Origin of the sequence: Pedobacter yonginensis (assembly GCF_003173595.1) — a bacterium.
Classification (GTDB): Bacteria; Bacteroidota; Bacteroidia; order Sphingobacteriales; family Sphingobacteriaceae; genus Pedobacter; species Pedobacter yonginense.
On record NZ_QGNZ01000001.1, the window covers coordinates 48,032 to 68,499 of the forward strand.

Consider the following 20,468-nt stretch of genomic DNA (forward strand, 5'->3'; position numbering starts at 1 on the left):
GATGTTATTACAGCGAAATAAGAACGAGATTAAAATGAGATTAGAATTTCAAAAATATTAGCTTATTTATCGGTAAACTAAATATTTACAGGTAGGATTACTTTGATTTCTGTACCCACACCCTCCTGCGATTTAATTCCGATGCTGCCTCTATGTAAGCGAATAATATTGAGTGATAAGGGCAAACCCACGCCATATCCTTTAAACTCATTAGTGTTTGAAGCCCGGTAAAAAGGTTCGAAAATATGCTGAATATCGCTTTGTGGGATCCCGATACCCTTATCCGTAACCGTGATGGACAAAATGTTCCCTTTACTTTCTAATTGTATGCCAACAGGATTATTGTTTGAATATTTACAGGCATTGCTTACAATATTTGAAATGGCGAGTTTAATTAAGTTCCGGTTTACCCGAAGGTTAAGCTGCTCCTCATCTTCTGGCAAGGTGGCAAAATCAATTTCGATTGAGCTATCCGGATGTACCTGATTAACAGACTGCTTGATTTCCCAAAGCAATTCATCCATTCTAACTTCCTCCCAAGGTTGGTTTTTGCCGTTAAAACCCGATTGAGCCAAGCCCAACAAGCTGGTGAGGATGTGTTCTAATCGTTCAGATTCATCTTTGATTTTAACGAGTGCAAGATGTTGCTTTTCAGCATCTTCCTTGTTTTTTATAGCCAATTCAACCTCTCCACTAATGATGGTTAGGGGCGTTCTCAATTCATGCGAAGCATTGCTGATGAAGTTATTTTGCGTTTCGAAAGCAGTTTCCAATCTATTCAGCATGTTGTTAAAGGTTTGTGCAAGTTGCGACATTTCATCGCTTCCATTTTTTACATCCAACCGCAAATGCAAATTTTCTGCCTTGATTCTTTTTACGCTTTTAATGATGTTCCTTAATGGCACCAGCATATAATTGGAGAATCTCCAACCCACTAGGAAAGAAAGAATAACAGAGAGGAAAAAACCGATAATGAGAATTTTTTGTAAATCTTTTAGTTCTCTAAAACCAAATGGATCTTTAGCAGAAACAATCACTATATAAGCTTTTTGTGAAGTTTTGAAGTATTTTCCGGCATAGAACTGATTATCTACGCGATACCTTGCCATATAGCCAGCATTAATCCGATTGTAAAAGCCATTCGGAAGACCTTGATTTACTGTGCTTTGGGTTTTTCCAGCTTCAATGATAAATTCTTTTTCTGAGGGAAGGCGTTCTAAATATTGGTTGCGCATTTTGGCATAAACATCATTATTACCATCCGGATAAAGTTTAATCTGTGCAGCAATATTAACCCGAGCCTCCAATCGCTTGTAAAAATCCTCAAAAGCAAAATCGTTAGCGAAATACCATACAAAACCACTTAATAATGAAATGATTATGGCAGATAGAATGGCAAACAATAAGGTGATTTTTTTGGCAATTTGCATTATTTCTCTTTTAAAACATAGCCCAATCCAACAGCCGTGTGAATTAATTTTTGCTCAGAATTCTTATCTACTTTCTTTCTGAGGTAGTTAACATACACATCAACCACGTTCGTTCCTAAGTTAAAATCTATATCCCAAACATTTTCTAAAATGTCTATTCTGGATAGTATTTTGGATTTATTTCTCGCCATGTACTCCAGCAAACGGTATTCAGTTGCTGTAAGAATAATTTCTGTGTTACTCCGCTTTACACTTTTCGCGGTGATGTTGATTTGTAAATCGGCAATGTTGATGATTTGATCTTGACTTACAATGCCACTATAGCGCCTAAGCAAGGTTCTGATCCGTGCAAAAAGCTCTGCAAATTTAAAGGGTTTTATTAAATAATCATCCGCACCATTATCAAGCCCATTAACTACGTTTTCGGTAGTGCCCAAGGCGGTGAGCATAATAATGGGAGTATTTGGCTTTTCCGCTTTGATAATTTTACATAGCTCCAAACCATTAATTCCCGGTAGCATAATATCCAAAATAATTAAGTCGAAGTGATTGTTTTTGGCCATTTGCTCACCAATTAAGCCGTCGGGGGCAACACTCACCGTAAAACCTTCTTCTGTTAAACCTCTTGAAATTACAGACACCACATTAGGTTCGTCTTCTACGATTAATAAATTCATGTATTGGTCAATCAACTAAAAATTGGCAAAATAGAGGTTTCAAATCAGCTTAGTTTGAAATTATAGTTTTTTAACGCAAAGTAAGCACTATTGTTTGAAAAGCCTTGAAATTGAGGTAAAAAGAAAAGCCTCTTGAAATGAAATTCAAGAGGCCTATTGTTATTAAGCTTTTCCGCAATCTGTCATGCCGAATTCATTTCAGCATCTTAATGCTTTATTTTTTTGCCTTAGTCTTTTTCCCTTCGGACTTCAACGAAATCAAGTTGTTTGAAGCTTATCTTAGTTAACTTTTTCTGATTTTTCTTTCAAATATTGGAGACCATTTTCGAAATCTTTTCCAATCATTTTATCCATAGCCAAAAAGCCAAACCACTTGCTAAATGCACTGTTGTTTTCGCCACTCATGGTCCAAGTTACTTTGTTTCCATCACCCATTTTTTCGATGTCGAATTTTGTATCTGCTAAGCTTTCCATGGGTTCAAGGAATTTTAACTCAATATCTACCATTTTATTGGGTTCTGCTTTTAAGATTTTCATATAACCAGAGCCAGTTTCTTTGCCTTGCCATTCGTATAAATGATCGGGTTGTTCTACTACACCAGAAATTTTTATTTTGGCAGAGGGTTCCATTTTCGCCCAAGGATTCCACTTATAAAATTCGTTGAAATTGGCAATGTTTTTATAAAGGGTATCGGCAGGTGCTTTTATAATGGCACTTCTAGAAACCGAATACGTTTTAGGAAGGAATAGGCTCCCGCCAAAGAAAATCACCGCCAGTACAACGATAATTCCGATGAGTACTTTTAAAAATTTCATATTTAATTTGTTTGGTTCACTAAATTTATAAAGAATGCCAATCAAATCAAAAGAATATTTTTAAACGATTTTAATCTTCGCCTCGGCATTATTAATCTTAAAATGCATTAAATCTGCAATCGACTGAGCCTTTTGTTTGATTATTTGGGCATTTTCTCCCTCAAACAATTCATCAACAGTGTTAAAGAAGATTAATTTCCAAGTGTTAAACTCCTCTTGTTTTAATGATGCTTTTTGGTTTACAGCAAAGTGGGTAAGCATAGGGTTGCCTTTGTAAATGGCTTTTCCAAATAAAATGCTTTCCCAAAAATCGTACATTTTGGGTAGGTGATGAGACCAATCCACTTGAACCACCTCGGTAAATATTGGACCAATGGTAAGGTTTTGTTGAACCTTCTGGTAAAAGGCATTTACAAGAGTTATGATGTCAGCTCTATTCTCTATATCGGCTTTCATTGAAATTTTGTTTGATAACCGTAAATATCTTTACTATTCAATAAAAGAAAATGATTTGCATCACAATTGTGGCTTACTTGGTTAAGATCAGCTCTAATGTATTGTAATTAATTACGGCTTGGTATTGCATTAAAATATCTCCGCCAATGATGCTGATAATTGGTGGATGGCCGAATTGCTGGTAAGTTTCGCTAACCGATTGAAGATCAAAAGCTACCGTTTCATAATCCTTAATTTTCAGTTTTCCTATTTTGAGCTCTGGAAGGGTTGCCTGAATGGTTGTGGTGGTGGTAAAAAGTGTTGCTGCGTTAATTTCATCAAAAATTTGCAAACTTTCTGATAAGTGGGTTTCGATTAAAGCCTTATCAAATACACTTCTTGATGCGCCCGTATCTAAAACGGCAAAATGCTTTTGCTTAAAAACAACAATTTCCACCAAAAGGTGGAAACCATCGTCTTGTAAGTTTATAATTTTTAATGGGATAGAAAACGATTTCATCTACACCAATTTCATTTCTGCCAACACACTATTCATGTTTCTAACAGCATCGGCGCTTTTATTAAACGCGGCTTGCTCATCTTCTGTTAGTTTAAAATCAATGATTTTTTCCCATCCGTTGCGGCCAATAATTACAGGTACGCCAAGGCAAATATCTTGTTGTCCATATTCTCCTTCTAATGAAACACAACAGGTAAATAATTTTTTCTCATCGCGCAAAATGGCCTCAACAAGCGCAGCACCTGCAGCACCTGGAGCATACCAAGCCGAAGTTCCAATTAATCCGGTTAGGGTAGCGCCACCCACCATGGTATCTGCTGCAACCTTATCCAAACGCGCTTGATCCAATAAATGGCTTACAGGTAAACTTTGGTAAGTTGCCAAACGGGTTAAAGGTATCATGGTTGTATCGCCATGGCCTCCAATTACAAAACCTTGTAAATCATTAGGGTTACAGTTTAAGGCTTGTGATAGGTAGAATTTAAAACGAGCGCTATCTAAAGTTCCGCCCATACCAATAATGCGATTTTTTGGCAATCCGAGAGATTTCAAGGCCAAATAGGTCATCGTATCCATTGGGTTACTAATCACAATAATGATGGCTTCTGGAGAAAATTTCAATATATTTTCCGCTACGCCTTTCACAATACCAGCATTAATGCCAATGAGCTCTTCGCGTGTCATTCCAGGTTTACGGGGTAAGCCAGAAGTTATCACAACAACGTCTGAACCAGCAGTTTTACTATAATCGCCGGTTACACCAGTAATTTTTGTATCGAAACCTAAAAGGGTTGCGGTTTGCATCATATCTATGGCCTTGCCTTCTGCAAAGCCTTCTTTAATATCCAACAGAACAAGTTCGTTCGCGAGTTCTTTACGGGCAATATTATCTGCACAAGTTGCGCCAACTGCGCCTGCACCTACAACCGTTACTTTCATATATTTAAATTTTGGTTTGCTGTTGTTAATTATCAATCGAAGTTAAAAATAAATCTAAGCTTAAAAAATGCTTTTCAAAACTTTATAATTCTCAAACTGTTATACATCGAAACTTCAATATGAAATCAAAGAAACTCAAATTTGCTTCCTTAATCATTCTTTTAATTTCTAGTTCTTTTTTATTCTCTTTCACCAACTCCGTATCATTTGCCCAAATGGAAAATAAGCCTGTAGATAAAATCGATTTCAACAAATTTCAGGGCAAATGGTATTCGTTAACCAGTATCCCTACTGCATTGGATAAGAAATGGCGTAAAACGATAGAAAATTACACCCTGAAAGATGGGTATTTCGATGTTTATACGACCTACTATCGAATTGGAGATGATGAGCAGAAATCCATAAAATCGAAATTATTTTTTTACAAAAATCAGCCAGACGGCGAAATGAAAGCCCAATTTGTTTGGCCAATCAAAATCGGATATCGGGTAATCGAGTTGCCAGAGGATTACAGTTATGTAGTTATCGGTCATCCCGATCAAAAGTATTTGTTCATTATGAGCAGAAAGCCCACCTTGGATTCGAAATTAATGAAGGCGATAGCTGATAGATGTAAGCAAAAAGGCTATGATGTGGAGAAGCTAGTGAGTCAGGAACATAATCAATAGATATTAACAAATAAACAAGTACAAATGGAAAATAAGCCAATTAGCAACATAGATTTTAAAGCCTTTGAAGGAAAATGGTATTCTCTTTATTCTATTCCAACATTAATGGATAAAAATTGGAGACAAACCACCGAAACCTACACCTTGCAAGATGATGATCATTTTGATGTGTTTACAACCTATCATAAGGAAGGCAAGGCTGAAGAAAAATCAATCACCTCTAAACTCTTTTTTGATCCAGAAAAGCCAGATGGCGACATGAAAGCGCAGTTTTTATGGCCTTTTAAAATTGGTTATTGGATCATCGAATTGGCTGATGACTACAGTTATGTGGTTGTTGGACACCCAGATGAGAAGTATCTTTTTATCATGGCAAGAGAACCAAAAATGGAAGCTGATTTATTGGTTGATATTATTGAAAGATGTAGAGAAAAAGGTTATGATGTAAGCCAATTGGTTAGTCAAGAACATTTTTAATTTGATAAACTTAGTGGTTGGTGATACGCCAACCACTTTTTCCAACCTCTCAGTGTCTCGTCGAAATAGAATTAATTTAGGAAAACAGCCTGTATCAAAATTCATTCTTGTTTAAGGTAGCCAAATAATATTTTGCAATAGAAATCAACAATGATTTTTAAAAGTCAAATTATGATTGCGGATATTGCATCGCTACTTTTATGCCCTTTTGTTCTTTTGTGGTTCAAAATAAAATTTTGTTTGCTATCATTATTTTGGTTTTTGATACGGCCTCTACCCGCCAACCAGATACAACCCATTCTCAATTAATACCCCCCATCCATCCAAAAATACAATCGCGTTTTGTTGATAAAATTTGACAAATCACCTAGTCAAATTCCTTATTTTTGAAGAACCGTTTATATCTGAAACGGCTAATTCTTTACCGCACACTATGTACTTAATTTTTGATACAGAAACCACAGGTTTGCCACGCAATTACAACGCACCCATTACCGATACCGATAATTGGCCGCGCTGTATTCAAATTGCATGGCAGCTACACGATGAGATGGGACGGATGGTTGAACATCAAGATTATTTGGTTAAGCCAGAGGGTTTTAACATTCCTTACGATGCAGAACGAATTCATGGTATTTCAACAGAACTAGCAGAAGAACAGGGTATTAAACTTGCCGAAGTTTTAGAGAAATTTAATATTGCCCTTTCAAAATCAAAATTTATTGTTGGGCAAAACGTAGGCTTTGATGTTAACATTATGGGCTGTGAGTTTCATCGTTTTGGTATTGAAAACCGCATGGCAGAAATGCCCGTTTTAGATACCTGTACAGAAATTACGGCCAGCCTATTGAAACTGCCAGGCGGTCGGGGAGGGAAATTCAAATTGCCAACCTTAACCGAATTGCATGCCTATTTATTTGGTGTACCCTTTAACGAAGCACACAACGCAACTGCCGATGTGGAAGCAACCACACGCTGTTTTTTAGAGCTGATTAAAAAAGAAGTTTTTACAAAAGAAGAACTGCTGGTTGACGCCGAGTATTTTCCTCGCTTCAGAGAAATTAATCCGGCCACGATTCCAAGTTTTGGCATTCAGCACATCAATTTAAAATCTGCTTCAGATGAAATTCGCAAACGCCTGCAAAAGGCCGAAGGCGGAGGTATTTCTAAGCAAACCCTTAGCGAAAACAAACAAGAACTTGCTGCGGCAAGTTTTGTACACTTGCACAACCACACCCAATTTTCAGTACTGCAAAGTACCATTAGCATTCCAGATTTAATTAAAGCGGCGGCGGCGTACAAAATGCCAGCAGTTGCCATGACGGATCATGCCAATATGATGGGGGCTTTCCACTTTGTAAGCCAAGTTTTAAATTACAACAAAACTGCTGAGGCGAAAAATGCTGCAGCCATAGAAGCTGGAGAAAGACCAACCGAGGTGATTATGACGCCAATTGTTGGGGTAGAATTTTTTGTATGCGATGACCACTTAAATAGAACTGCAAAAGATAATGGCTACCAAATGGTGCTGTTGGCTAAAAATAAAAATGGCTACCATAACCTAGCCAAAATGTCTTCAATAGCCTATACAAAAGGATTTTACTACGTTCCGAGGATTGATCGGAAAGTTATTGAGCAGTATAAAGAAGATATTATTGTACTGTCTGGAAACCTGTCGGGAGAAGTTTCAAACAAACTGCTCAACATGGGCGAAGCCCAAGCAGAAGAAGCTTTAATTTGGTGGAAAGAGCAATTCGGCGACGATTTCTATGTCGAGATTATGCGCCACAATCAAGAAGATGAAGATCGCGTTAACGCATCCCTCATCACCCTTGCTAAAAAACATGATGTAAAGCTGGTTGCAACAAATAATACCTATTACATCAATAAAAAAGATGCAAACGCCCACGATATTTTACTTTGCGTAAAAGATGGCGAAAAGCAGGCTACCCCAATTGGTAGAGGACGTGGCTATCGTTACGGTTTGCCCAATCAGGAGTATTACTTTAAATCTCCTGAGGAAATGAAGGCACTTTTTGCTGATTTACCAGAGGCAATTTTAAACATTCAAGAGGTTGTAGATAAAATTGAGACTTACAAACTCGCCCGCGAAGTGCTATTGCCTAAATTTGATATTCCAGAACAATTTTTGGTATCTGAAGATGAAGCGGACGGAGGTAAAAGAGGCGAGAATAAATATCTACGCCACCTCACTTACGAAGGCGCAAAAAAACGCTATGGAGTTTTAACTCCCGAAATTGTCGATCGTTTAGATTTCGAATTGGCTACCATCGAGAAAACTGGTTATCCGGGTTACTTTCTTATCGTTCAGGATTTTATAGCCGAAGCCCGCCGCAGAGATGTTTCGGTAGGGCCAGGTCGTGGTTCAGCAGCAGGTTCGGTAGTGGCCTATTGTTTGTGGATTACCAATATCGATCCGATCAAGTACGATCTCCTTTTTGAGCGTTTTTTAAATCCCGATCGTGTATCCATGCCCGATATCGACATCGATTTTGATGATGAGGGCAGAGGTAGGGTAATGGAATACGTGATCAATAAATATGGCTCAAGTCAGGTTGCGCAAATCATCACCTATGGAACCATGGCGGCGAAGTCATCCATTCGTGATACAGCACGAGTATTAGATTTGCCGCTCTTCGAAGCCGATAAAATTGCCAAACTTATTCCAAATATGAAACTGGCCAAAATCTTTAATCTCGATGAAAAGAGTTTGAAAGATGCTTTGCGCCCGGATGAATATGAACGAGTACAAGAGTTAAAAGCCTTGGGGCTTCTGAAAGATTTGAGTGCCGAAACCATTCAGCAAGCGCAGGTTTTAGAAGGTTCTTTAAGGAATACCGGAATCCATGCCTGCGGTGTAATCATTACGCCTAGCGATATTACCAACTTTGTTCCCGTAGCCACCGCAAAAGACTCCGATTTATACGTAACCCAATTTGATAACTCTGTTGTAGAAAGCGCAGGCTTATTAAAAATGGACTTTTTGGGCTTAAAAACCCTAACCTTAATTAAAGATACCGTTAAACTTGTTAAGAAAAGGCATAACGTAGTAATCGATCCAGATAATTTCCCGATTGATGATGTGGCCACTTACGAGCTTTTCCAACGAGGCGAAACCATCGGGATTTTCCAATATGAAAGTCCGGGCATGCAAAAGTACATGAAAGAGTTAAAGCCTACGGTTTTCGACGATTTAATTGCCATGAATGCGCTGTACAGGCCGGGCCCGATGGAATATATCCCAAGTTTCGTTAAACGTAAAAATGGGGAAGAAGAAATTAAGTACGATTTAGATGCCTGCGAAGAATACCTAAAAGAAACCTATGGTATTACCGTTTACCAAGAGCAGGTAATGCTTTTATCGCAAAAGTTGGCAGGTTTTACAAAAGGCGAGGCCGATGTTTTGCGTAAGGCGATGGGTAAAAAGCAAAAGGATGTTCTGGATAAGATGAAGCCTAAATTTGTGAAGCAGGCCGCAGAAAAAGGACACGATGCTGCAACCCTCGAAAAAATCTGGAAAGATTGGGAAGCATTTGCATCCTATGCATTTAATAAATCACACTCTACCTGTTATGCGTGGATTGCCTACCAAACTGCCTACTTAAAAGCACATTACCCAGCAGAATACATGGCAGCCGTACTTTCCAATAACATGAGCGATATTAAGCAGGTCGCCTTTTTCATGGAAGAATGTAGGCAAATGGGCGTAGTGGTTTTAGGACCAGATGTTAACGAATCTGATTTAAAATTCTCGGTAAATGCCAAGGGCGAAGTTCGTTTTGGTATGTCGGCCGTAAAAGGCGTAGGCGAGAAGGCCGTAGAAAGCATCATCGAAGAACGCTTGAAAAATGGTCCTTACACCTCTATTTATGATTTCGCAAAACGCTCAAACACTCGAATTGTAAATAAAAAAGCGTACGAAAGTTTTGTATATAGTGGTGCCTTTGATGCATTTGGAGGTCATAGAGCACAGTTTTTTTACATCGGGCCTAACGATAAAATGAATGGCATCGAGAAGATTATTAAATATGCCAACGATTTTCAAAATAACGAAAGCACCTCTCAAGGTTCGTTGTTTGGAGGTTCAAAGGCCGATATGATTTTAGAACCATCATTACCCATTGCGCCAGAATGGGCACTTATAGATCGCTTGAAATATGAAAAAGATGCCATTGGTATATTTCTATCAGGTCATCCACTAGATAATTATAAATTAGAACTCGATCGATTTTGTACCCACGGTGTACGGCAGTTGAGCATCATTAACAAAGTGCGCATGGGCGATACCAACGAAGAAGTATTGGCTGAATTTGAAAAACTCAAAAATCGAGAACTTTGCGTGGGTGGTTTAGTGGTTACAGCATCACAAAGAATTACCAAAACAGGCAAGCCATTCGGAACTTTTGTGTTCGAAGATTATGAAGATGCATCAGAAATGGCCCTGTTTGGAGAAGATTTCCTCAAGTTCAAATCGTTTTTAACCGAAGGCTATTTCTTACAAATTAGAGGCAGGGTGGGAGAGCGCTTTGGTAAAGCCGGCGATTGGGAATTCAAAATTACCGCCATTAATTTAATGTCTGAATTAAGAGATAAATTGGCAAAAAGCTTAACCATACAGGTGCCTATTGAAAGGGTAAATGACGAGCTGATGCGAGAAATTGAAGCCATTTTAGCAGACAATAAGGCGAACTCAGAACAGCAAAACTGCCAACTTAATTTCGCCGTTTTTGATCGCGAAAAGGAGATTATGCTCGATTTACCATCAAAAAATTTAAAAATAAACCCAAACAATAAGTTCTTAGAACAATTGCTAGGATTGAATGTTGTAAACTACAAGCTCAACTAAAGGGCAGGATTGCTGATGTAGAAATAAGGTAAAACTTTAAAATACCATCTCCGAGCCCTTTGCCTCAAAATAATGTCAAATTGACATTACAGTTTAGTTGGCATTACAATTGAATACATATATTTGAACATAAAAAAATAATTATGGCATTAGAAATCACAGATGCAAACTTCGAGGAGCTTGTATTAAAATCAGATAAACCCGTATTAGTGGATTTTTGGGCAGAATGGTGTGGCCCTTGTCGCATGGTTGGTCCAGTAGTAGAAGAAATTGCTAAAGAATATGATGGCAAAGCCATCGTTGGAAAAGTAAACGTTGATAACAACCCTCAAATTTCGATGCAGTTTGGTATTCGTAACATTCCAGCATTGTTATATTTCAAAGACGGTCAAGTTGTTGATAAACAAGTTGGTGCAGTTCCAAAGTCAGTATTAGCTGAAAAATTAAACAAGCAATTAGCTTAGTAAGGTAAAAGCCAAAGGATAAAAAGGTGAATGGCTTAGGCCAATTCATAAGCCGATTAACAACATGTTTTTAGGTTTTATTAGCCAACATCCCCAAGCCTCTAAAGTTACTTGTAACATATTTAAAACCCGAGTTCAATAAGAGGACTCGGGTTTTTTATTGCAAATATATTTTTGTTTCTTTATTAAAAAACTATAAATCATGTCTATGAACCTATTTAATCACAGAACATTAGGTATATTAATAGCAGGCTTTTCGCTAAGCGTTCTAAATATCTCGAATGTTTCAGCTCAAAATCCTGTAGAAACCAATCAGCCTTCTGCCGATTACAAACCAGCATTTGAAGGTCAAACCCGAATCGCCGGTGTAAAAACAAGTGTTCCGCTTGATGTTTCAGTTTTAAACGAAAAGTTGGATCGCCCTTGGGCCATTTCTGTACTTCCAGCGGGCGGCTTTTTAATAACCCAAAAGGGCGGCACAATGGTGGTTTTAACTGCTGATGGAAAACTAAGCAAAACCGTAACGGGCTTGCCAAAAGTTGATGATTCTGGTCAAGGAGGATTGTTGGATGTAACGATTGATCCAAATTTCGCAAAAAATAGAATGGTGTATTGGGCCTATTCAGAGCCACAAGATAAAGGATCGCTTTTGGCCATTGCAAAAGGTAAACTCTCTGCCGATGAAACCAAAATTGAAAATCAAACTGTAATTTACCGTGCCACACCTGCTTATGGAGGTAAATTACAATACGGTTCGAGAATCGTTTTCGATAAAAATGGCAATCTGTTTGTAAGCACCGGCGAACGTTCCGGTGGAGATATACGCATTCAAGCACAATATTTAAATTCCTCATTAGGAAAAATATTGCACCTTACCACTGATGGAAAAGCAGTTGCCGATGGACCATTTGCTAAAAATGCAGATGCTAAGCCAGAAATTTATGCCTTGGGTTTAAGAAATCCAGACGGTTTGGCAATTAACCCAATAACTGGTGACTTATGGGAAGCAGAATTTGGACCAAAAGGTGGCGATGAAGTTAACCTCATTAAGCCGGGTAAAAACTATGGCTGGCCAATTATCACCTACGGAACCGAATATAGCGGCAAAAAAGTTGGGGATGGCATACAGCAAAAAGATGGAATGGAACAACCTGTTTATTTCTGGAATCCAAGTATTTCCCCTGGTTGCATTGCGTTTTATAACGGCAACAGTATTCCAGAGTGGAAAGGAAATCTATTTGTAGGTGGCTTAGGTGGTTCCCACATCATTCGTTTGGTCATCAAAAATAACAAAGTTGTTGGCGAAGAACGATTACTTGAGGGCAAAGGAGAACGCTTCCGCGATATGGTAGAAAAAGATGGCGCATTGTATTCCGTTACAGATAACGGCAAGCTTTTCAAAATTGCTAAAAAGTAAATTGAATTATAACATTTAAAGAGGCTCTATCATCAATCGCGAATACTTTTAGCATAAAAGACAAGCGCAAAATGATTTATGATATAGCCTCTTTTTTTTGCTATTTTTTCTTTTTTAGATCGATAGCATAATTATAAATGACTGATTAACTGCGCTCTGATAAATATTTGTGTGTAAATTATCAGCACAAATTACCCACCTAGGATGGCTAAAATCTGCCTCTAAGTTTGTTATAAATGCTTCCTGCTTGGCTCTTATTTAATAAAATCTTTTTATTAGCTTTACGATATGCAGGTGCTGAATTACGAAAACGAAACAAGCTATGGTAACTTAGAATTACTGGCAAAACAAGTTGTAGAAGGCTTTATCACAGGTTTACATAAAAGCCCATTTCATGGCTTTTCGGTCGAATTTGCAGAACATCGACAGTACAACAATGGCGATAATGTAAAAAATATCGATTGGAAATTATTTGCCAAAACCGATAAACTTTACAGCAAACGTTTCGAAGAAGAAACCAATTTGCGCTGTCAATTTGTAATTGATGTTTCCTCATCTATGTATTTCCCTGAACCTAAAAACAATAAACTTTCCTTTTCCATACAGGCCACGGCATCTTTAATGTATCTTCTTAAAAAACAACGTGATGCCTTCGGATTAAGTTTGTTTACTGATGAGATCTTACTGAATTCGCCAGCCAAGTCAACTACGGCTCATCAAAAATATCTGTTTACCCGCTTGGATGAATTGCTTCAAAAACCAAATGTAAATGCCAAAACCAATTTAAGTGAGGCCATCCACCAGGTTGCAGAGTTAATTCATAAAAGGTCGTTGGTTATTATTTTTAGCGATTTGTTTAACACCCAAACCAATTCAGAAAAAACGGATGAACTTTTCGATGCTTTGCAACATCTGAAATTCAATAAGCATGAGGTTGTAGTTTTTAACGTGGTGGATCAATCGAAGGAGATAGATTTTAACTATGAAAACCGACCGTATCAGTTTATTGATATGGAAACCGGGCAGACGTTAAAAGTGCATGCCAATCAGGTAAAAGAAAATTATGTATATGCGGTTTCTCAATACCGCCAGCAAATTGCACTAAAGTGTGCCCAATATAAAATTGACTTGATTGATGCTGATATCAACCAAGGTTTTTACCCAATCCTGCAAGCTTATTTAATCAAAAGGCAAAAATTAGGTTAAACAAAAGGCTTTTACTTTGCCAATACAAACAACTTACCCAACAAGCTGTTAATTAGAAAAGAATTAAAATTAAAACTTCACTTATGCTAGAGAAAGGCGCCAGCGCACCAGATTTTGAATTGAACGCAACACCGGATCAGAAGATAAAACTTTCAGATTTTAAAGGGAAGAATATAATTCTAGCTTTTTATCCAGCAGACTGGAGCCCGGTATGTAGCGACCAAATGGCACTTTACAATGAAATGCTGAAATATTTTGGTAAATACGAAGCCCAGATTTTTGGAATTTCAGTAGATAGTGTTTGGTGTCACTTAGCGTTTACGCAAGATCGGAAACTTCATTTCCCATTGTTGGCAGATTTTGAACCAAAAGGCGAAGTATCAAAAGCCTATGGCGTGTATGATGATGAAGTTGGTGAATGTAAAAGAGCACTTTTTGTAATTGATAGAGAGGGGAAAATTGCTTGGAGCTACCTATCGCCAACAGCCGTTAACCCAGGCGCAGATGGTATTTTAGATGCCTTAGAAGAACTAAACAATAAATAAACCGTTTGTTATGAGTACGTTAAAACCCATAGTTTCCGAAATCGATCACATTCAGGGCAACAAGTCTGCATCAATAGAAATTGTAGAATTTGGAGATTACCAATGTCCGTACTGTGGGGATGCTTACCCAATCGTTAAAGAAATTGAGGAAGCATTTGGAGATCAAATCCAATTTGTGTTTAGACATTTTCCTTTGCAAGAAGCCCACGAATTTGCATTCAAAGCCGCTTTAGCCGCTGAAGCGGCAGGCATGCAAGGCAAATTTTGGGAAATGCACGATGCCCTCTACGAAAATCAGTACCGCTTGGCAAATGACTTATTTGATGAACTTGCAGAAACTCTTGGCTTAGATTTAGAAAAATTTACCGCTGATGTTAATTCTGATGAAGCAAGAGACAAAGTGGAAAACGATTTTGAAAGCGGCGTTCGCAGTGGTGTAAATGGCACTCCCTCGTTTTACGTAAACGGAACAAAGTTTGATGGTGGCGCAACAGATTTATATCAAATGCTTAAAGAGAGTGCCGAATAATTTACCTTAAACACACATTCATTCTCTCAAACTAGAATTTGAGATAAATTGCTCCTAGACCTATTTTTCAAGTTAAAGTCAAAATTCTAGCTGATTCACAGTCTAAAGACACCAAAAAATGCGAAAAAACCTCATGTACTATGAAATACATGAGGTATCAGATAAGGGTAACCGGAAAACTAAAAAACTAATTATGAGTTTTTAGAATTTAACAAAACGGAAATCGCTTCTGGTGTTTTGTTATCTCAAAGGTGCGTTTCATTTATGAAGTTTTAGTGAAGAAAACCTCATTTTCTATTTTGCTATTCCCACTTTGATATTCATCGAAACAATTCTGCCCCTCCTAGTATTTATATTATATCTTCTGGAAAGGAAGTTGAAATTTAATAATACTTTGATGAGTAAAAATGTTGCAGAGCAATTGGTAGAAATGCTAATTGAAGTTGGTGTAAAAAGAATCTATGCGGTTACGGGCGATAGCCTGAATTATTTTAACGATGCGGTTAGGCGCAATGGCAAAATAAAATGGATTCATGTTCGGAATGAAGAAGCTGGCGCTTTTGCCGCTGCCGCCGAAGCAGAATTGGATGGAATTGCCTGTTGTGCTGGTAGTTGTGGGCCAGGACACGTGCACCTAATTAATGGTTTGTACGATGCCCACCGATCTCATGTACCGGTTATAGCCATTGCTTCAACCATTCCAACTGGCGAGTTTGGTACAGATTTTTTTCAAGAAACCAATACCATTAAACTTTTCGACGATTGCAGTTACTACAATCAGGTGGCTACAACGGCAGAACAAGTTCCAAGAATGTTTCAAACTGCGGTTCAACATGCCGTACATAAAAAGGGAGTTGCTGTTTTTGGTTTACCAGGCGATGTGGCTCAATTAGATGCTGTTGAAAGCGTAACTTCAATGCAACTCTTCAGGAATAAGCCAGTCATCCGTCCATCAGACGCAGAATTAAACGAACTATCTGCTTTATTGAATACCGAAAAGAAAATTATGCTTTATTGTGGCATTGGCGCCGCTCATGCCCATGATGAAGTTGTAGAACTTGCGGCAAAACTAAATGCACCAATTGGATTTTCTTTTAGAGGGAAAATGAGCATTCAATACAATAATCCATTCGAAGTGGGCATGACAGGGCTTTTGGGGCAACCCTCTGGTTATCACGCTATGCATGAGGCGGATCTGATCGTGCTGCTGGGTACCGACTTTCCCTATGTCAACTTCATGCCCGATAAAAATAAAATTGTCCAGATTGATGAAAATCCAGAGCGTTTAGGTCGCAGAGCAAAATTGGCTATGGGCTTATGTGGCGATGTTGCCGATTCCATTAAAGTGCTTTTGCCTTTGTTGGATCAAAAAACAGATGATCGATTTCTAAAATCGCAGTTAGAATTTTATAAAAAAGTAAAAGAAAACCAGCAGGTTTACGTAAAGGATCAGGGGACGGAGTATAACATTCAACCCGAATTTGTAGCCGAAACCATTAACAGATTGGCTAAACAAGATGCAATATTTACCGTTGATACGGGCATGTGTTGCGTGTGGGGTGCTCGTTTTATAGACGGTACCGGCGAACGCAAAATGTTGGGCTCATTTAATCATGGTTCTATGGCAAATGCAATGCCGATGGCCATAGGCGCATCTTTGGCGCATCCGCAAAGACAAGTGATTGCCCTGTGTGGTGATGGAGGTTTATCCATGTTATTGGGTGATTTAGCCACCATAAAACAATACAATCTGCCCATCAAGCTTATTCTTTTTAACAACCGAGCCTTAGGAATGGTAAAGTTAGAGATGGAAGTTGACGGTTTGCCAGATAACGAAACCGATATGGTAAATCCTGATTTTGCGTTGGTTGCACAAGCAATGGGATTTAAGGGTTTAACGGTCTCTAAACCCGAGGATGTAGAAACTGCAATTGCTCAGGCTTTCGCTGAAAATGGACCAGTGCTATTGAACATTATGACTAACCCAAATGCGTTAGCAATGCCTCCAAAAATTGAATGGGCTCAAGTTAAGGGAATGGCAGAATCTATGACAAAATTAATGTTAGGCGGAAAAATGACAGAAGTTTTTGATACCATCAAATCAAACTACAAACATTTGGGTGAGGTGCTATAAGCCAAAACTATTAATGGCAAAGGATTGTGCTGCAAAGCACTGATAGTGATTAAGTTGGTCGAGAAATGTTTTCTTGACTGTTGAACTGTGGATTTGTAATCCATCTATTTTTAAAAAATGCGATGCCAGGATATATTACTTGTTTCGTGGAGACACGAACCAAGGCGGGGATTTTTACCCACCGGATTTCTTCAATCGCTATGCTAAATGTCAAGTTGGTCGAGAAATGTTTTCTCGACCGTTGAACCGTGGATTTTTAATCCACATATTTTAACAGAAGCGATAGAAAGATATATTACTTGTTTCGTGGAGACACGAACCAAGGCGGGGATTTTTACCCACCGGATTTCTTCAATCGCTATGTTGAATGTCAAGCTGGTCGAGAAATGTTTTCTCGACCGTTGAACTGTGGATTTTTAATCCATCTTTTTTAAAAAATGTGATTCCAGGATATATTACTTGTTTCGTGGAGACACGAACCAAGGCGGGGATTTTTTATCCATTGAATGTCTTCAATCTTACGTTGGTCGAGAAATGTTTTCGCAACCGTTGAATTATAGATTTGTAATCCATCCTTTTTAAAAAATGTGATGCCAGGATATATTACTTGTTTCGTGGGGACACGAACCAAGGCGGGGATTTTTTATCCATTGAATGTCTTCAATCTTACGTTGGTCGAGAAATGTTTTCTCGACCATTGAACTGTAGATTTGTAATCCACGTAAGTTTTACCATTTAACCATTACAGCGGCATCGCGATTGAATAAGAAACTATAATTATAAGTTGCCCCTTAGTTCCTGTTCACGCTCTAAAGATTCAAATAGGGCCTTAAAATTTCCTGCCCCAAAACTTTGTGCCCCTTTACGCTGAATAATTTCAAAAAATAAAGTTGGTCTATCTTCAACGGGCTTAGTAAATATTTGAAGCAAATAGCCTTCTTCGTCACAATCAACTAAAATACCCAAACTTTCCAGCAACGAAATTTCTTCATCAATTTTTCCAACGCGCTGAGGCACCATGTCATAATAGGCTTCAGGTGGCGCACTTAAAAATTCTACCCCGCGAGATTTCAATTCTTTAACCGTTTTAACAATATCTTTTGTAGCAACGGCAATGTGCTGAACACCTTCGCCTTCATAATATTCTAAATATTCTTCGATCTGCGATTTCTTCTTACCTTCTGCGGGTTCGTTAATCGGGAATTTAGAAAAGCCATTTCCATTGCTCATTACTTTGCTCATCAAGGCAGAATACTCTGTGTTGATCTGCTTATCATCAAATGAAAGGATATTTACAAAACCCATTACATCTTCATACCATTTCACAGCATCATTCATCCGATTCCAACCTACATTGCCCACACAATGATCGATGTACAACAAACCCGCATCTGTTGGATTGTAATCACTTACTAATGCTCTATAACCAGGCATAAAAGGACCTGTGTAATTTTTGCGCTCGATAAACATATGGATGGTTTCGCCGTAGGTGTAAATGCCACTCATTTTCACCTCACCATGTTCATCTGTTAAGGTTTGGGGTTCCATGTAAGATTTCGCGCCACGTTTGGTTGTTTCTTCATAAGCGCTGTAAGCATCATCTACCCAAAGGGCTAAAACTTTAACCCCATCACCATGTTTTTTAACGTGTTCTGAAATGGGATGGTCTGATTTTAAAGCAGTTGTTAAAATTAAACGAATTTTCCCCTGTTGTAAAACATACGACGCACGATCTCTAACGCCAGTTTCTGGACCAGCATAAGCCAAACTTTGAAAACCAAAAGCCGTTTTATAATAATGTGCAGCCTGTTTCGCATTACCCACGTAAAATTCTATGTAGTCTGTTCCATTAATTGGCAGAAAATCTTGAGCTTTTGAGATTTTTTCTGCAAATGTTAGTGTTTCCATTTTTCTATATTTTAGGTTTACTGATCGGGATTCCATCAGTTGATGATTTTAATAGATTCAATAATAATGTGTTATTCAATATTAATTTGCCAACTTTTATGGTAGTTCTCATCTTCAATATCCAACGCATCTTGTGTAAGCATTAAGGGCTTAAAAGGGTCAATCATTACAGCCAATTCATCAGTTTTTTCTTTTCCGATTGATTTTTCTACCGTACCAGGGTGTGGCCCATGTGGGATTCCTCCAGGATGAAGCGTAATTTGTCCTTTAACTACACTTTTGCGACTCATAAAATCACCATCAACATAATATAAAACTTCATCGCTATCCACATTGCTGTGGTTATATGGCGCAGGAATAGAATCAGGGTGATAATCGTACTTACGTGGAACAAAAGAACAAACTACAAAATTATGACCTTCAAAGGTTTGATGTACGGGAGGGGGTTGGTGCAAGCGACCAGTTATGGGTTCAAAATCATGGATGGAGAAGGCGTAGGGATAATGGTAACCATCCCATCCAACATAATCAAAAGGGTGGGTGCCGTATGTATAAGGATAAATTAGTCCTTGTTTCTTGATTAAGACTTTGAAATCGCCATATTCATCGTGTGTTTGCAGGTTTTCGGGTAATCGCAAATCACGTTCACAATAGGGGGCGTGCTCCATTAATTGGCCAAATTGGTTCAAATATCTTTTTGGTGGCCTCAGCGGACTAAAGCTTTCAACAATAAAAAGTCTGTTGTTTTCGGTATCAAATTCCATCTGGTAAATTGTTCCCCTCGGGATAATCAGATAATCGCCATAAGAAAATTTAATCTCCCCGAAACCCGTTTTGAGTTTTCCTGATCCTTCATGAATAAAAATCATTTCATCTGCCTGACTATTTTTATAAAAATAATCGGTCATCGATTGTTTAGGTGCTGCTAAAACGATATGTAAATCGCTATTCACCAGTACTGGTTTTCGGCTTTTTAGGAAATCATCTTCAGGTTTAATCTTAAAGCCAATTAAACTGGTGTGTTTCAAATGTTTCTCTCTAGCAATTTTGGGCTCAACACTGTAGGGTTCGCCCAAATGCTTAACAATTGTTGGTGGGTGGCAATGATAAACCAATGAATACAAGCTTGAAAAGCCTTCGGTAGATACCAATTCTTCTGCATAAAGTTTACCATCTGGTTTGCGGAAAACTGTATGACGTTTTGCAGGTATTTGCCCTAATTTATGGTAAATAGGCATAACATATTTTAATTACGGTTAGAAAATTCTGAAGAATAAACAATCAAAACGTCAGTGCGTTTCAATTAAAAAGGAAAAGTAGTTTATAGAGAATATTGAGCCATGATGAGCTTGGACAGCATTTTATAGCGACGAGCGGCAATTGCGTCGTTTACTAAATTGATATGTAATGCTTTTAGAATCATGGTTATAACGGCA

At 38.2% G+C, this 20,468-nt stretch carries 17 protein-coding genes; 9 read left to right on the top strand and 8 right to left on the bottom strand.

Annotation, left to right across the window (positions count from 1 at the left end; all coding sequences use genetic code 11):
• Positions 1 to 77: 77 nt before the first annotated feature.
• From DHW03_RS00225 to mdh, 6 genes are all read right to left on the bottom strand, one after another.
• Positions 78 to 1,430, bottom strand: coding sequence for a sensor histidine kinase (locus tag DHW03_RS00225; RefSeq protein WP_109923768.1), 1,353 nt, complete (start codon positions 1,428 to 1,430; stop codon positions 78 to 80).
• Entirely contained in the window at positions 1,430 to 2,107 is a 678-nt protein-coding gene (locus DHW03_RS00230; protein WP_109923769.1) for a response regulator transcription factor, read from the bottom strand. Before DHW03_RS00230 ends, DHW03_RS00225 begins: the two co-directional genes overlap by 1 nt.
• Before the next feature lie 279 nt (positions 2,108 to 2,386).
• A complete protein-coding gene (locus DHW03_RS00235; RefSeq protein WP_133248473.1) occupies positions 2,387 to 2,923 on the bottom strand; it encodes an SRPBCC family protein in 537 nt (178 codons plus the stop codon).
• Positions 2,924 to 2,983: 60 nt separating this feature from the next.
• On the bottom strand, positions 2,984 to 3,379 hold the full coding sequence (locus tag DHW03_RS00240; protein ID WP_109923771.1) for a group III truncated hemoglobin: 396 nt from the start codon (positions 3,377 to 3,379) through the stop codon (positions 2,984 to 2,986).
• Between the two features lie 73 nt (positions 3,380 to 3,452).
• Complete coding sequence (locus DHW03_RS00245) at positions 3,453 to 3,878, bottom strand: aspartyl protease family protein (RefSeq protein ID WP_109923772.1); 426 nt, start codon at positions 3,876 to 3,878, stop codon at positions 3,453 to 3,455.
• On the bottom strand, positions 3,879 to 4,817 hold the full coding sequence (mdh, locus tag DHW03_RS00250; protein WP_109923773.1) for a malate dehydrogenase: 939 nt from the start codon (positions 4,815 to 4,817) through the stop codon (positions 3,879 to 3,881).
• Positions 4,818 to 4,936: 119 nt separating this feature from the next.
• On the opposite strand from mdh, the gene DHW03_RS00255 reads away from it, so the two are divergent.
• The 9 genes from DHW03_RS00255 (at position 4,937) to DHW03_RS00295 (ending at position 17,124) form a co-directional block, all read left to right on the top strand.
• On the top strand, positions 4,937 to 5,485 hold the full coding sequence (locus DHW03_RS00255) for a lipocalin family protein (RefSeq protein ID WP_240618434.1): 549 nt from the start codon (positions 4,937 to 4,939) through the stop codon (positions 5,483 to 5,485).
• Between the two features lie 24 nt (positions 5,486 to 5,509).
• On the top strand, positions 5,510 to 5,962 hold the full coding sequence (locus tag DHW03_RS00260; protein ID WP_109923774.1) for a lipocalin family protein: 453 nt from the start codon (positions 5,510 to 5,512) through the stop codon (positions 5,960 to 5,962).
• Positions 5,963 to 6,395: 433 nt separating this feature from the next.
• Entirely contained in the window at positions 6,396 to 10,829 is a 4,434-nt protein-coding gene (gene dnaE / locus DHW03_RS00265; protein WP_109923775.1) for a DNA polymerase III subunit alpha, read from the top strand.
• A gap of 143 nt (positions 10,830 to 10,972) precedes the next feature.
• Positions 10,973 to 11,293 carry a thioredoxin gene (gene trxA / locus DHW03_RS00270; protein ID WP_109923776.1) on the top strand — a complete coding sequence of 107 codons (321 nt, stop codon included), beginning with the start codon at positions 10,973 to 10,975 and terminating at the stop codon, positions 11,291 to 11,293.
• Between the two features lie 208 nt (positions 11,294 to 11,501).
• Complete coding sequence (locus DHW03_RS00275; protein ID WP_109923777.1) at positions 11,502 to 12,710, top strand: PQQ-dependent sugar dehydrogenase; 1,209 nt, start codon at positions 11,502 to 11,504, stop codon at positions 12,708 to 12,710.
• Between the two features lie 288 nt (positions 12,711 to 12,998).
• Positions 12,999 to 13,916: a DUF58 domain-containing protein gene (locus DHW03_RS00280; RefSeq protein ID WP_109923778.1), complete on the top strand. Its 918-nt coding sequence runs from the start codon at positions 12,999 to 13,001 to the stop codon at positions 13,914 to 13,916.
• An 83-nt stretch (positions 13,917 to 13,999) separates the two neighbouring features.
• On the top strand, positions 14,000 to 14,461 hold the full coding sequence (locus tag DHW03_RS00285; RefSeq protein ID WP_109923779.1) for a redoxin domain-containing protein: 462 nt from the start codon (positions 14,000 to 14,002) through the stop codon (positions 14,459 to 14,461).
• Positions 14,462 to 14,471: 10 nt separating this feature from the next.
• On the top strand, positions 14,472 to 14,990 hold the full coding sequence (locus DHW03_RS00290) for a DsbA family protein (RefSeq protein ID WP_109923780.1): 519 nt from the start codon (positions 14,472 to 14,474) through the stop codon (positions 14,988 to 14,990).
• 397 nt (positions 14,991 to 15,387) lie between these two features.
• Positions 15,388 to 17,124: a thiamine pyrophosphate-dependent enzyme gene (locus DHW03_RS00295; RefSeq protein ID WP_109923781.1), complete on the top strand. Its 1,737-nt coding sequence runs from the start codon at positions 15,388 to 15,390 to the stop codon at positions 17,122 to 17,124.
• A gap of 777 nt (positions 17,125 to 17,901) precedes the next feature.
• Here the strand turns inward: DHW03_RS00295 and hppD are convergent.
• Together hppD and DHW03_RS00305 are read right to left on the bottom strand one after the other, a co-directional pair.
• On the bottom strand, positions 17,902 to 19,032 hold the full coding sequence (gene hppD / locus DHW03_RS00300) for a 4-hydroxyphenylpyruvate dioxygenase (protein WP_109924950.1): 1,131 nt from the start codon (positions 19,030 to 19,032) through the stop codon (positions 17,902 to 17,904).
• Between the two features lie 71 nt (positions 19,033 to 19,103).
• On the bottom strand, positions 19,104 to 20,270 hold the full coding sequence (locus DHW03_RS00305) for a homogentisate 1,2-dioxygenase (RefSeq protein WP_109923782.1): 1,167 nt from the start codon (positions 20,268 to 20,270) through the stop codon (positions 19,104 to 19,106).
• Positions 20,271 to 20,468 lie beyond the last annotated feature (198 nt).